Source organism: Nocardioides sp. Z30_9, assembly GCF_058215735.1.
In genome coordinates this window covers 176,850-189,751 of record NZ_JBZAJF010000002.1, presented here as the reverse complement: position 1 = coordinate 189,751, position 12,902 = coordinate 176,850, and the positions used below count along the sequence as shown (strand labels likewise).

Here is a 12,902-nt window from a genome sequence, read left to right as displayed (position 1 = left end):
CGTGGGGCTCACCGGACACCATCCAGCAGCCGCCGGGCCGGTGCGGGCGGACGTCGGGGCCGTGGTGCTCACCGGCGGGCGGGCGGTGCGGATCGACGGCGCGGACAAGGCCTCCATCGAGGTGGGCGGTGCGACCCTGCTCGAGCACGCCCTCGCGGCGCTGGCGGGCATCCCCGAGGTGGTCGTGGTGGGCGACGAGGTCCTGACCAGCCGTCCGGTGACCTTCCGGCGCGAGGACCCGCCGGGCGGCGGGCCGGCAGCCGGCGTGCTGGCCGGGCTCGCCGCCTTCGCGGCCGTGCCGCGGCACACCGTGGTGCTCGCCGTGGACATGCCGATGGTCACCACCGACACCGTGCGCCGGCTGCTCGCGGCCGCGACCACGGACGGACCCGGCAAGGACGGTGCGCTCCTCGTCGACCCCACCGGAAGGCGGCAGTACGTCTGCGCCAGCTACCGGACCGAGGCGCTGCTGGCCGCCGCCCCGCCCGCCGAGCAGCAGCACGGCCTGGCGATGAGGCGGCTGGTCGCGGGGCTGGACCTCGCCGAGGTGCCCGCCGTGGCGGCAGAGGCGCACGACCTCGACACCTGGGACGACCTGGTCGCGCTGCGCACCCTGATGGGTGGCTGAGCCGGCCGGCTCCCGGGGCAACTTCTGCATTCGTGTTGCACAGGTCCGCGGACCGTCCAAGACTGTGGCCGTGAACCTCCACGACTGGATCGACGAGCTCTGCGACGTGCTGGACATCGAGCTCGAGGTCGACGAGGCCCTGATCCTCGACCTCGCGCGCGACGCGGCCCACAACGTGGAGCGCCCGGCGGCACCGGTCAGCACGTTCCTGCTCGGCTACGCCGCCGCCGCGTTCGACGGCCACCCCCAGCAGGTGGAGCGGCTGGCCGGGCTGGCCTCGGCGCTGGCGCTGCGCTGGGACAAGGCTCCCGACGAGGTCGACTCCGAACTCGAGGACGTCGAGGTCGAGGTCGAGGACTCCGAGGTCGAGGTCTGAGCGCGACCTCCCTAGGGTGGGCACCATGCGCGCCGTCACCGCACCCGAGCCGGGTGGTCCCGAGGCCCTGACCGTCGTCGATCTGCCCGACCCCGAGCCGGGTCCGGGCGAGGTCGTCATCGACGTGGTCGCCAGTGCGGTGAACCGCGCGGACACCCTCCAGCGCCAGGGGTTCTACCCGCCGCCGAAGGGCGCCTCCGACGTGCTCGGGCTCGAGTGCTCCGGCCGGATCGGCGCCGTGGGCGAAGGAGTGGACCAGTGGCGCGTCGGGGACGAGGTGTGCGCGCTCCTCGCCGCCGGGGGGTACGCCGAGAAGGTGGTCGTGCCCGCGGGACAGGTGATGCCGCTGCCGCCCGGCGTGGACCTGAGGAGCGCGGCCGCCATCCCCGAGGTCGCCTGCACCGTGTGGTCGAACGTGTTCATGGTGGCGGGGCTGCAACCGGGGGAGACCCTGCTCGTGCACGGAGGTGCCGGCGGGATCGGCAACTTCGCGATCCAGCTGGCCAAGGCCCTCGGCGCCAAGGTGCTCACCACGGCCGGCTCGGCGCAGAAGCTCGAGCTGTGCCGCGAGCTCGGTGCCGACCGCGCGATCAACTACCACGACGAGGACTTCGTGGAGGTGGTCAAGCAGGAGGGTGGCGCCGACGTGATCCTGGACAACATGGGCGCGAAGTACCTCGCCCGCAACCTGGCCGCGCTCGCGACCCAGGGACGCCTGGTCGTGATCGGGATGCAGGGCGGCGCCAAGGCCGAGCTCGACCTGGGACTGCTGCTGAGCAAGCGGGGCGCGGTGATCGCGACCTCCCTGCGCGCCCGGCCGACCGAGGAGAAGGCCGCGATCTGCGCCGCCGTCGTCGAGCACGTGTGGCCGCTGATCGGCGAGGGCCGGGTCCGCTCTCTGGTCCACGAGGAGATCCCGCTGGAGCAGGCCGCCCGCGCCCACGAGCTGATGGGCTCGGGATCCCACAGCGGCAAGATCCTGCTCACGGTGGCTGAGTAGGCTCGGACCATGTCGACACCCCGAGAGCCGCAGTCAGACGACCAGGTGACCGTGATCGCTCCCGACGGCCAGCCCGTGACCGGCCAGGACGACAAGGACGGCGAGGACGACGGCGAGCGCAACCTCACCGACCTCGTGGAGCAGCCGGCCAAGGTGATGCGGATCGGCCGGATGGTGCAGCAGCTCCTCGAGGAGGTCAAGGCCGCACCCCTCGACGAGGCGGGCCGCAAGCGGCTGGCCGCCCTGCTGCACACCTCGATCAACGAGCTGAAGGACGGCCTCGCCCCCGAGCTCGACGAGGAGCTCGACCGGCTGGTCCACCCCTTCGAGGACGCGACGCCCTCGGAGTCCGAGCTGCGCATCGCCCAGGCCAGCCTGGTGGGATGGCTCGAGGGGCTCTTCCACGGAATCCAGACCGCGATCTACGCCCAGCAGATGGCCGCGCGCTCACAGCTGGAGCAGATGCGCAGGGCGCTGCCGCCCGGCGCCGCTCCCGGCCTGCACGTCGAGCCCGGCCACCCGGGCGCGCGCCCCGAGGACGGGTCCGAGCACGGCCGCGGCGGGATGTACCTCTGAGCCGACCCCCGTGATGGCCCGAGGGCCGGGCGGAGCGGTTGGGCGCAGGGATCAGTCGCAGTAGTCGCAGATGCCCGTGGCGGGCACCGCGGTGTGGCACTTGGGGCACAGCGGTGGCATCTTCTCCGCCGCCGCAGCACGTCGCTCACGGCTGCGTGAGGCGCTGAGCCGCGGCGTGAGGGCCCAGGTGCCGCCGCCGCTGGGGAGGTCCGCACCGAAGGTGCGGTAGCACTCGAGCCGCTCGCGTGCGGCGTGGTCGTCGGCGTCGCCGTCCACGCTGCCGCCCGCAGCGGACACCGTCGCGGCATAGCTGGCCCCGACGCTGCCGTCGGCGTTGACGCACAACGCGGACAGCAGCGGCTCGCCGCGCTGGGCGCAGTCGGCGGCGACCCGTGCCAGCACGTCGCCGATCCAGTAGTGGCTGGGTCGCTTCGTGTGGATGTTGCTGCGCTTCATCACCTCGGCAGCGAGCTCCTTGGTGCTGATCACGGCGTGGTACCTGGCTGCCGTCTCCAGCAGCACCTCGCGTGCGGCCACGGCCCAGGCGGACCGGGCTGCCTCGTCACCGATGTCCGCAGCGTCGACGGGGGCCTCGCCCTCGTCCTCCGCGTCGTCGCCGGCAATGGAGAATCCCAGCGCCCGGAGCGCCTCGGCGGCACCCTCGGGACCGTGGCGAAGGTCCTCGGCGGGGGCGAGCTCGCCGGTGGCGCGGACGTAGGCGACGCCGATCACGGCCAGCGAGTCGTAGGTCTTGCCGTTGTGCACCAGCTCGTGCTCGCCCGACTCGTCGAAGCCGTAGCGGGAGAGGAACTCTTCAGACCCGACTCGATCGAACTCCTCGAGGGCAAGCAGGACGTGCTCGGGCCTGACGGCCTGGAATGGGGGCATGTTCTGCACTCTACGTCCCGCGCGTCCGGGTTCCCTAAAGCGGTCGAACCATCACGAGCTCGCCGTCCTCGGTCGACCCGCGGAGCTGGGTGAAGCCGCACGCGGCGAGCACCCTGACCCCGGACTGGTTCTCGGGGCGCACGCAGGCGCGCACCCGTACGCCGGCCAGGTCGGTCTGCTCGAGCATCGCGGTGAGCGCCTCCTTCGCGGCGCCGTGCCCGCGCGCGTCCTCGACGAGACCGAAGCCGATCTCGGCCTCGAGGGTGTCGTCGGGGCCCGGCTCCGGGGCTGCGAAGAACCCGATCGAGCCCACCACGAGACCGTCGAAGCTGCGCACGATGTGCCGGCGTCCCCACGACGCGTCGGGGTCACCGGCCCGGACCGTGGCCACCGCGTCCTGGTCGGCCTTGCCGGGGTAGTCGCGGTGCCAGGAGACGCGCCGGCGCCCGGCGAGCATCCCCTCGGCGTCCTCCGGGCTGACCAGGGGGAGGGTGAGTCGCTGCGAGGTCACCAGCTCGGGGAGCTGGTTCATGCAGTCTCGGCGGGTGCCGGGAACCACCGGCGCAGCTCGACCGCCGCGCCCTCCTCGTGGACGGTCCCGGTGGTGGCGTCGGCCACGTCGTGGACCTCCTGGACGGCCTGGCCCATCGCCACGCCGCGCCCTGCCCACTGGAGCATCTCGATGTCGTTGCGGCCGTCGCCGATCGCGAGCACGTCGGCGCTGGTCAGGCCGAGCTCGCGGACGACGTACTCCAGGCCGGAGGCCTTGGAGACACCGACCGGCGCCAGGTCGAGCCAGGCCGTCCAGCCCACGACGTAGTCGGTGCCGTGCAGGCCGAGCGCGGCGGCCATCTCGACGAACTCCTCGACCGAGGCGCTCGGGTCCCGGATGATCACGCGGCTGACCGGGCCGGCGACCATCTCGTGCAGGTCGGTCTGGATCATCTCCCCGGACAGCTCGCCCTCGGGGAAGGGGCCGCTGACGCGGTAGCCGACGCCGCGTTCCTCGACCGCGACCAGCGCCTCGGGGTGCTTCTCGAGCACCCGGTGGACCGCGGCGCTCGCGTCGAAGGTCTCCTCGTGGACCACTTCCAGGGGCGGGTACCGGAAGATCACGGCACCGTTGGAGGCGACCACCCACAGCCGCTCGTCGCCCTCGCGGGGGAGGTCGAGGAGGTCGGCGATCACGTCCATCCCGTGGGGTGAGCGGCCACTGGCCAGCACCACGTGGGCCCCGGCCTCGACGGCTGCGTGCACCGCGTCGTAGACCTCCGGCGAGATCTTCTCGTACTCCTGGCCCTCGCCCTCGACCCACTTGAGCAGGGTGCCGTCGATGTCGAGCGCGACCAGGCGTGGGACCCAGCCGGAGGTGCCGGGATCAGCCACCGTTGGAACCGATCGGCTCGAGGACCTCGCGCCCCTGGAGGTAGGGCCGCAGCGCCACGGGGATGCGCACCGAGCCGTCGGCCTGCTGATGGGTCTCGAGGATCGCCACGATGGTGCGCGGGATCGCGACCAGGGTGCCGTTGAGCGTGGCGATCGGCTTGACCTCGGGCTGGGACGATCCTTGGGCGGAGTCTGCGGAGGCGAACCGGCCGCGGATGTCGAGGCGCCGGGTCTGGAAGTCGGTGCAGTTCGAGGTGGAGGTCAGCTCGCGGTAGCGACCCTGGGTGGGCACCCACGCCTCGCAGTCGAACTTGCGCTGGGCCGAGAGCCCGAGGTCACCCGCGGCGACGTCGATCACCCGGTAGGCCAGCTCCAGCTTGTCCAGCCACTCCATCTCCCACCCGAGCAGGCGCAGGTGCTCGTCCTCGGCCTCCTCGAGGGTCGTGTAGGTGAACATCTCCACCTTGTCGAACCAGTGCACCCGGATGATCCCGCGGGTGTCCTTGCCGTGCGAGCCGGCCTCCTTGCGGAAGCAGGGGCTGAACGCGACGTACCGGCGGGGAAGCGTCTCCGCGTCGAGGATCTCGTCGGAGTGGTACGCCGCGAGCGGCACCTCGGAGGTCCCGACGAGGTAGGTGTCCTGTCCCTCGATCCGGTAGACGTCGTCGGCGGCCTGGCCCAGGAACCCGGTGCCCTCCATCGCGCGCGGCTTGACCAGGGTCGGGGGGATCATCGTGGTGAACCCGGCCGAGCGCGCCTGGTCCATCGCCATGTTGACCAGGGCCAGCTCCAGGTCGGCACCGGGTCCGGTGAGGTAGTAGAACCGCGAGCCGGAGACCTTGGCGCCCCGCTCCACGTCGATCGCGCCGAGGATCCGGCCGATCTCGACGTGGTCGCGCGGCTCGAAGCCCTCAGCCTCGAAGTCGCGAGGGGTGCCGTGCTCGGAGAGGACGACGTAGTCCTCCTCGCCGCCGGCCGGCGCCTGCGGGGCGGCCGGGTTGGGGATCGCGTAGACGGCCTCCCGCCAGCCCTGCTCCGCCTCGGTCTGGGTGGCCTCGGCGAGCTTCACGTCCGCCGCGAGGCGCTTGGTGCGGGCGAGCAGGTCCGCCTTCTCCTCGCCCTGCGCCTTGGCGATCAGCTTGCCGAGCTGCTTCTGCTCCGCGCGCAGCTGCTCGAAGTCCGCGATCGCGGCCCGCCGGGCGGCGTCCGCCTCGAGGGCGTCGTCGACCACGGAGGCCGAGAGCCCGCGCTTCTCCTGGGCGGCTCGGATCAGGTCAGGGTCGTCGCGAAGAAGTCGTGGGTCGATCACGGCCCGAGACTAGCCGCCACGGTGTGGGAGGAACTACTCAGCAGGCGGGAGCACGAGCGGGAAGCTCGCGGCCTCGGGTGCCACGGCCGCGCTCGGCTTGCCGTAGGCGACCCACTCCTTGCCGTCCACGGGGAGGTAGTAGGTCCGCAGCGTCGGCGTGTCACCGCAGAACGTCCAGGTCACACCGGAGGCCTCGGTGAAGCCGGCACCGAGCGTGCACGGGCTGGCCGGGAGCTCGGAGAAGCCGGGGGAGTTGGCGGGCAGCACCGTGCCCCCGTCGCGGGTCACGGGCGCGGTGTCGGTGGGCCCGTTGCCGGGCGGGCTGGTCACGTCGCTGTCGATGCTCTCCACCCACGGTTCCCCGGTGTTGGGGTTGAAGCCGTTGGTGAACACCCACTCGCCCGTGGGCAGGGACTTCTCCGGCGTGGCCTTGCCACCGGCGACGTTGACCGCCCAGACCCGGTTCTTGGTGTCCACGACGCGCAGGGTGTCCGCGCGCTCGGGGTCGAAGGCCCACCCGATCGGGGCGACGTCGTCCTTGCCGGTGCGTTCACGGATGTCGACGACCTTGGCCGAGCCGTCGGTCAGCGAGTAGACCTTCAGCTGGCCGCTCTTCTCCTGGCTGCTCGGGATCCCCGTGTCGGGGATCGCCCAGAGGCGGTCGGCGCTGACCAGCAGTGCGGCCTGCTCGGGGGTCGCGCTGGCGCCCTTGACCGCCGGCAGCTCGTGCGCGGTGGCCTTGCCGGTCGAGGGGTCGTAGCTGATGTAGGTGGCCGTCGAGTCCTCGGCGTCCGCGCCACCGGCCGTGGTCATGCCGAGCAGCCAGGTGCCCTCGCCGGCGCTGGTGTCCGGCTTCGCGGGGGCGGACGAGGAGGCCTTGTCCGGCTGGTCCTGGTCCTTGTCGGCCTTGACCTCCACGTCGCCGCAGCCTGCCGCGACGAGCAAGGTCGCCAGGGCGACCGCCGGGGCGGCCATCCACCGGGGAGTCGTACGACGCATGGGGTCCCCTCGAGTCTGGAGCGGCGCGACCGGGCAGGGGCCTGGTGCGTTCGTGAAAATGGTCCCACATGTGAGGGGCGCAGGGCAGGAGCGCGCCCGGTGGCAAGGGGGAGGGGCATTCGGCGGCATACTTCGGGGGACTGACGCCACCCGTGAACCCGAACCGCACAGGACCCGAACGTGACTGCTGCTGAACTGCGCCCCACCCGCTTGGGGTGGAGCATCCTGTGCTTCCTGGTGTTCGTGGTGCTGGCACTGCTGGTCAGCATCGAGTGGTCGCCCCTGCTCGAGCTCGACTCCGAGGTCGGTGCCTGGCCGGAGTCGGTCACCCAGGCGCACCACAGCCTCTACCTGTTCTGGCACTACCTCGGGCTGGCCACCACCACGCTGCCCCTGGCCGTGGCCACGGTGATCGTCGCGATCGCCCTGGAGAGCCGCAAGCACCGACGCGCGGCGATCTGGACCGTCGGGGTGATGACCACCATCGGGGTCTCCAACCTGCTGCTGAAGCGGCTCATCGGACGGGACCGGCCGATGTGGGAGGACCCGCTCCAGGTGCTGAGCTCCTACTCGTTCCCCTCGGGGCACTCCTCGGGGATCGTGGGCGCGATGGGCGTGACCGTGGTGCTCACCGGCATGCTGGTGCGGCGCCGCGGCGTACGACGGCTCGCGCGCGGCCTCGCCGTGGTGATGGTCCTGCTCGTCGGGGCCGACCGGATCTTCCTGGGCGTGCACAACCTCTCCGACGTGATCGCGGGCTACCTCCTCGGCGGCGGCATCGTGCTGCTCTGGCTCGCCCTCTACGACCCGACCCCCCGGTCCAGCGCGCTGGCGAACGCGCCGCTGGCCGATGCCGTGCCGAACCGCCGCCGCAAGCTCGCGGTGATCCTGAACCCGATCAAGGTCGACGACGCCGACGAGTTCCGCACGCTCGTGGAGGCGCTGGCCACCGACGCGGGGTTCGCCTCAGTCGTGTGGTGGGAGACGACCAAGGAGGACACCGGCTACCGGATGGCGCACGAGGCCGCCGTCAGCGGCTGCGACCTGGTCCTCGCGGTGGGCGGGGACGGCACCATCCGCGCCGTGTGCGAGGAGCTCGCCGGCACCGGGATCGCGGTCGGGATCGTGCCGGCCGGCACCGGGAACCTGCTCGCCCGCAACCTCGACATCCCGCTCTACCTGCGCGCGGCCGTGGACACCGCCCTGAACGGCCAGGACCGCGCGATCGACATGGTCGAGGTGAGCGGCGACAAGATGGACGACGCGACCTTCCTGGTGATGGCCGGGATGGGATTCGACGCGGCGATCATGGAAGGCGTCAACGACGACATCAAGGCCCGGCTGGGCTGGCTCGCCTACGTCTGGTCGGCGCTGAAGTCACTGATGTTCCCGGCGATCCGGCTCGAGGTCTCCATCGACGGTGGCGAGTTCACCCGGCACCGGGCCCGCACCGTGGTGATCGGCAACGTCGGGTTCCTCCAGGCGGGGATGCCCCTGATCCCGGATGCCTCGATCGACGACGGCCAGCTCGACGTGGTGCTGCTCTACCCGCGCCGGTTCCTGTCCTGGGTGCCCCTCGCGGTGCGCGTGATGACCAGGAACAGGCGCACCGACGAGACGATCACCCGGATGACCGGGCGCGAGGTCGTCGTACGTGCCCACGTGGACGCGCCGCGCCAGCTCGACGGGGACCTGATCGCCCCCGGGCGCGAGCTGCGCGCGACCAGCGTGCACGGCCGGGTGCTGGTGCGGGTGGCGCGCTGAGCCGGCTCAGGCAGGCTCGAGCACGAACACCGGGATCGTGCGGTCGGTGCGTTCGGCGTACTTCGCGTAGTTGGGCCACGTCTGGAGCATGTGCGCCCACAGCCGCTCACGTTCGGCGCCGGTGACCTCGCGCGGGTTGGCCTGCCGGGTGACACCACCGACGCGTACGCCGACGGTCTCGCCCCGCTCGGCCGCGGCGCGGACGTTGACCACCCAGACGGGCTTCTTCTCTCCACCGAAGTTCGAGCCCGCGATCAGGTGGCCGGACTCGTAGGGCACGCACAGCAGCGGCGTGGTGCGCGGCACCCCCGACTTGCGGCCCTTCACCGTGAGCATCAGGTTGGGCAGGCCGGCGATGTCGAGGATCGTCACCCGACCCTTGCTCACCCGCTGGACGAACTTGTCGGTGGCGGTGATCTGGGGGAGCAGCTTGGGCATCCAGGAGATGGAGCCGATCCGGATCGCCAGGGGGGTGAGGAGGTTCACGGCGAGATCCTAGGGTCGCCCGGCCTCCGGGGCGCTGGTCTGACCGCCCACTGGGCAGCTCAGGGGCGAGCGTTGGAGATCGCGTCCTCCTCCTCCGGCGAGAGCTGGGTCTCGCTGCTCCACCCGGAGACGTTCTTGGCGTAGCTGCGGGAGTCGTCGCGACCCTGGATCGAGGTGAGCACGACGCCGCTGCCGCTGTCGTCGAGCAGCGCCATCGACCAGGACAGCTGGCCGCCGGTGTCGGTGAAGGCGTCGTAGCGCACCACCGCGACGTGGCGCATCGCCTGCGCACTCTCCGCCTTGAGGGCGGCGACCTCCTGGCGCAGGGCGCGGGGGTCCTCGGGCAGCTCGCTGGCGTCGGCGCGCGGCCGGCCCCGTCCCGATCCCGGGCCCGTCAGTCGGCTCGAGACGGCGACCCCCAGGGCGGCCAGGGAGAGCAGCAGGGCGAGTACGGCGAGAGCGGTGTCCACGACATCGAGGGTAGATAGCCGCGCCGATCGCCCGGTGCAGGCTCGCCAGCGGGTGCTGGCCGAAGCCTGACCGGACGGCGTGGGAAACTCCCCACGTGACCACCACAGGCTCCGAGACCCGCGGACGCATCGCCTACCAGGGCGAGCCGGGCGCGAACTCCCACATCGTGTGCAAGCAGCACTACCCCGACTGGGAGTCGGTGCCGTGCGCCTCGTTCGAGGACGTCTTCGCAGCGGTGGAAGCCGGGGACGCGGACCTGGCGATGATCCCGATCGACAACTCGATCGCCGGCCGGGTCGCCGACATCCACCACTTCCTGCCGAGCTCGAACCTGCACATCATCGGGGAGCACTTCCTGCGCATCCAGTTCGCGCTGATGGCGCTGCCCGGCGCCTCCCTGGGGGGCCTGCGCACGGTGCACAGCCACGTGCACGCACTCGGCCAGTGCCGCAAGGTGATCCGGCAGCACGGCCTGAACCCGGTGATCGCCGGCGACACCGCGGGCGCCGCGCGTGAGGTGGCCGAGTCCGGTGACCTCACCCAGGCGGCGATCTCGCCGCCGCTGGCCGCAGAGACCTACGGCCTCGAGATCCTGCAGCGCGACGTCGAGGACGAGGAGCACAACACCACGCGCTTCGTCGTCCTCTCCCGAGACCTCGTCCAGGCCTCCGCGGGCGGCGGGCCGGTCGTGACCAGCTTCATCTTCAACGTGCGCAACCTCCCGGCCGCGCTGTACAAGGCCCTGGGCGGGTTCGCGACCAACGGGGTGAACATGACCAAGCTGGAGAGCTACATGGTCGGCGGGCACTTCGCGGCCACGCAGTTCCTCGCCGAGGTCGACGGCCACCCCGATGACCCGGCCCTGCGCAACGCGCTGGAGGAGTTGGCGTTCTTCACCACCGAGATCAAGATCCTCGGCGTCTACCCGGCGGACAGCTTCCGGTCGCGCTGAGCGACCTTCCGAGACCTCCGGACTAGTCCGACCCCGTTATCTCTGCATGAACCGTTGCGACCGGGGTAGGTCCGGTCGCAGCATCGACAGATGCGCTCCACGTACAAGGGCCTCGCCCACACGCTCGCTGGTCTGGTCGCCGTCCAGGCGGCGGTGATGGTGTTCGCCATCGCCGGCCTCTACAACTGGATCACCGCCGGGAACACCCTCACCGAGTCGGTGATGGAGGACCAGTCGCTGGACTTCACCGGCTCGATCGGGTTCATGCTGCACGGCGTCATCGGGATGATGCTGATGCCCCTGCTGGCGCTGGTGCTGCTGGTGATCAGCTTCTTCGCCAGGATCGAGGGAGGGGTCAAGTGGGCCGCGATCGTCCTCGGACTGGTCGTGCTCCAGGTCGCCCTCGGGATCTTCGGACACGAGACGGCGTACTCCGGGGCGCTGCACGGACTGAACGCCATCGTGCTGTTCAGCGTGGCCACCCAGGCCGGTCGCCGGGTCTCCGCGGTGACCCAGGGGAGCAGTCCGCGTGCCGAGGTCCCAGCTGGCCAGTGACGGGCGGTCCCGGGTGACCAGGGAGCGGATCCGGCTCCTGGTCGCGGTGGTCCTCACCCTGGCGCTGGTCGGGCCGCTGGCGTGGATGTGGTGGGACAGCCGCCTGCCCTCGTCGTACTCCGCGATGTCCATGGGGGAGCTCGACCACGGAGGCGGCTCCCGCGCCGCGGGGAGCCACGGCGGCGGCCACGGGCACGGGCAGCCCGGCACCGGTCCCGTGAGCGTGGACGACCTCGGCACCGAGGAGAACCGTCCGGCCGACGTCGTGGTGGACCTGGTCGCCCGCGAGGGGGAGGTCGAGCTGGCCTCCGGGGAGAAGGTCGCGGGCTTCTCCCTCAACGGCAGCACCCCGGGACCGCTCATCGAGGCGACCGTGGGCCAGCTAGTCGAGGTCCGGCTGCGCAACGAGTCGGTCGAGCGCGGGGTGGCGCTGCACTGGCACGGCGTGGACGTCCCCAACGCCGAGGACGGTGTCGCCGGGGTCACCCAGGACGCCGTGGCCGAGGGGGAGACCTACACCTACCGGTGGGTGGCACCCGACGCCGGCACCTACTGGTACCACTCCCACCAGCTCTCCGACGAGCAGGTCAAGGGCGGCCTGCTCGGCGCCGTCGTGATCCACCCCGAGGCCCGCGAGGCCGGGGTGCGCGACGTGGTCGCGGTGAGCCACCTGTACGCCGGCAAGGCCACCGTCAACGGCCGCACGGGCGACGTGCGCGTCGAGGCCCGGCCCGGGGAGCGGCTGCGGGTGCGGATCGTGAACACCGACAACGGCCAGCAGAACGTGTGGTCGCGGAGCCCGTTCCTGCTGCGGGCGGTCGACGGGACCGAGGTCAACGGACCCACCCCGGTGACCGACGCCTCCGTCGCCGTACCCGCCGGTGGACGGGCCGATCTCGAGGTCACGGTGCCCGCGGACGGTTCCGCGGTGCGCCTGGAGCTGCTCGGCAGCGCCGGGATGGTGATCGGCCCGGGCAGCCCACGGGCCGCACCGGCGGACAAGCCCGACGCCGAGGTCGACCTGCTCGGCTACGGCACCCGGAAGCCGGTCGCCCTGGAGACCAGCAAGCCCGACCGGAGCTTCCGCTACTCGGTCGGGCGTCGTCCGGGCTTCCTCGACGGGCGTCCCGGCATCTGGTGGAGCGTCAACGGCAAGCTCTACCCCGACATGCCCATGTTCGTGGTGCGCGAGGGCGACGTGGTGCGGGTGCGGATCTCCAACGGCAGCGGGGAGAGCCACCCGATGCACCTGCACGGGCACCACGCCCTGGTGCTGTCGCGGGACGGGAAGAAGGCGAGCGGCAGCCCGTGGTGGTTCGACTCCCTGGAGGTGCAGGACGGTCAGTCCTTCGACGTGGTGTTCCTCGCGGACAACCCCGGGGTGTGGATGGACCACTGCCACAACCTCAAGCACGCCCGGGAAGGCCTGGTCACCCACCTGATGTACGAGGGCGTGACCACGCCGTACCGCCTCGGGAAGGACTCGGGGAACGTGCCGGAGTGAGGGGGCGG

At 71.8% G+C, this 12,902-nt stretch carries 15 protein-coding genes; 8 read left to right on the top strand and 7 right to left on the bottom strand.

Annotated features, from left to right (window positions below; all coding sequences use genetic code 11):
- Position 1 precedes the first annotated feature (1 nt).
- The 4 genes from mobA (at position 2) to AC4BGB_RS11570 (ending at position 2,580) form a co-directional block, all read left to right on the top strand.
- Complete coding sequence (gene mobA / locus AC4BGB_RS11585) at positions 2-628, top strand: molybdenum cofactor guanylyltransferase (protein WP_490547003.1); 627 nt, start codon at positions 2-4, stop codon at positions 626-628.
- A 70-nt stretch (positions 629-698) separates the two neighbouring features.
- Entirely contained in the window at positions 699-1,004 is a 306-nt protein-coding gene (locus AC4BGB_RS11580; protein WP_490547002.1) for a DUF6457 domain-containing protein, read from the top strand.
- Between the two features lie 25 nt (positions 1,005-1,029).
- Positions 1,030-2,004, top strand: coding sequence for an NAD(P)H-quinone oxidoreductase (locus AC4BGB_RS11575; protein WP_490547001.1), 975 nt, complete (start codon positions 1,030-1,032; stop codon positions 2,002-2,004).
- A gap of 9 nt (positions 2,005-2,013) precedes the next feature.
- The gene (locus tag AC4BGB_RS11570; protein WP_490546999.1) at positions 2,014-2,580 is read left to right on the top strand and encodes a bacterial proteasome activator family protein; all 567 of its coding nucleotides are present in this window, start codon (positions 2,014-2,016) and stop codon (positions 2,578-2,580) included.
- 51 nt (positions 2,581-2,631) lie between these two features.
- Here AC4BGB_RS11570 and AC4BGB_RS11565 read toward each other — a convergent pair whose 3' ends face one another.
- The 5 genes from AC4BGB_RS11565 to AC4BGB_RS11545 are packed head-to-tail and all read right to left on the bottom strand — an operon-like array spanning position 2,632 to position 7,162.
- Positions 2,632-3,468, bottom strand: a complete 837-nt coding sequence (locus AC4BGB_RS11565; protein WP_490546998.1) for a ScoMcrA-related endonuclease — start codon at positions 3,466-3,468, stop codon at positions 2,632-2,634.
- 34 nt (positions 3,469-3,502) lie between these two features.
- Entirely contained in the window at positions 3,503-4,000 is a 498-nt protein-coding gene (locus AC4BGB_RS11560) for a GNAT family N-acetyltransferase (RefSeq protein WP_490546997.1), read from the bottom strand.
- Positions 3,997-4,854: an HAD family hydrolase gene (locus AC4BGB_RS11555; protein ID WP_490546996.1), complete on the bottom strand. Its 858-nt coding sequence runs from the start codon at positions 4,852-4,854 to the stop codon at positions 3,997-3,999. Before AC4BGB_RS11555 ends, AC4BGB_RS11560 begins: the two co-directional genes overlap by 4 nt.
- Entirely contained in the window at positions 4,847-6,163 is a 1,317-nt protein-coding gene (gene serS, locus AC4BGB_RS11550) for a serine--tRNA ligase (protein WP_490546995.1), read from the bottom strand. The genes AC4BGB_RS11555 and serS overlap by 8 nt, the downstream gene beginning before the upstream one ends.
- Before the next feature lie 33 nt (positions 6,164-6,196).
- Positions 6,197-7,162 (bottom strand): hypothetical protein, encoded by a 966-nt coding sequence (locus tag AC4BGB_RS11545; RefSeq protein ID WP_490546994.1) that lies wholly within the window; start codon positions 7,160-7,162, stop codon positions 6,197-6,199.
- A 180-nt stretch (positions 7,163-7,342) separates the two neighbouring features.
- On the opposite strand from AC4BGB_RS11545, the gene AC4BGB_RS11540 reads away from it, so the two are divergent.
- On the top strand, positions 7,343-8,926 hold the full coding sequence (locus AC4BGB_RS11540) for a bifunctional phosphatase PAP2/diacylglycerol kinase family protein (RefSeq protein WP_490546993.1): 1,584 nt from the start codon (positions 7,343-7,345) through the stop codon (positions 8,924-8,926).
- Positions 8,927-8,932: 6 nt separating this feature from the next.
- Here AC4BGB_RS11540 and AC4BGB_RS11535 read toward each other — a convergent pair whose 3' ends face one another.
- Complete coding sequence (locus AC4BGB_RS11535) at positions 8,933-9,412, bottom strand: nitroreductase family deazaflavin-dependent oxidoreductase (protein ID WP_490546992.1); 480 nt, start codon at positions 9,410-9,412, stop codon at positions 8,933-8,935.
- Between the two features lie 59 nt (positions 9,413-9,471).
- Entirely contained in the window at positions 9,472-9,882 is a 411-nt protein-coding gene (locus AC4BGB_RS11530) for a DUF4446 family protein (RefSeq protein ID WP_490546991.1), read from the bottom strand.
- 95 nt (positions 9,883-9,977) lie between these two features.
- Here AC4BGB_RS11530 and AC4BGB_RS11525 point away from each other — a divergent pair, with 95 nt between their 5' ends.
- The 3 genes from AC4BGB_RS11525 to AC4BGB_RS11515 all read left to right on the top strand — a co-directional run bounded on the left by AC4BGB_RS11525 (position 9,978) and on the right by AC4BGB_RS11515 (position 12,894).
- Positions 9,978-10,835, top strand: coding sequence for a prephenate dehydratase (locus tag AC4BGB_RS11525; RefSeq protein ID WP_490546990.1), 858 nt, complete (start codon positions 9,978-9,980; stop codon positions 10,833-10,835).
- 90 nt (positions 10,836-10,925) lie between these two features.
- Complete coding sequence (locus AC4BGB_RS11520) at positions 10,926-11,390, top strand: hypothetical protein (protein ID WP_490546989.1); 465 nt, start codon at positions 10,926-10,928, stop codon at positions 11,388-11,390.
- Entirely contained in the window at positions 11,365-12,894 is a 1,530-nt protein-coding gene (locus tag AC4BGB_RS11515) for a multicopper oxidase family protein (RefSeq protein ID WP_490546988.1), read from the top strand. Before AC4BGB_RS11520 ends, AC4BGB_RS11515 begins: the two co-directional genes overlap by 26 nt.
- Positions 12,895-12,902 lie beyond the last annotated feature (8 nt).

What these genes read in the sequence shown, in the direction of transcription:
- AC4BGB_RS11575 (WP_490547001.1), top strand. Translation starts at nt 1,030, where the DNA reads ATGCGCGCCGTCACCGCACCCGAGCCGGGTGGTCCCGAGGCCCTGACC.
- AC4BGB_RS11570 (WP_490546999.1), top strand. Translation starts at nt 2,014, where the DNA reads ATGTCGACACCCCGAGAGCCGCAGTCAGACGACCAGGTGACCGTGATC.
- AC4BGB_RS11565 (WP_490546998.1), bottom strand. Translation starts at nt 3,468, where the DNA reads ATGCCCCCATTCCAGGCCGTCAGGCCCGAGCACGTCCTGCTTGCCCTC.
- AC4BGB_RS11560 (WP_490546997.1), bottom strand. Translation starts at nt 4,000, where the DNA reads ATGAACCAGCTCCCCGAGCTGGTGACCTCGCAGCGACTCACCCTCCCC.
- AC4BGB_RS11545 (WP_490546994.1), bottom strand. Translation starts at nt 7,162, where the DNA reads ATGCGTCGTACGACTCCCCGGTGGATGGCCGCCCCGGCGGTCGCCCTG.
- AC4BGB_RS11520 (WP_490546989.1), top strand. Translation starts at nt 10,926, where the DNA reads ATGCGCTCCACGTACAAGGGCCTCGCCCACACGCTCGCTGGTCTGGTC.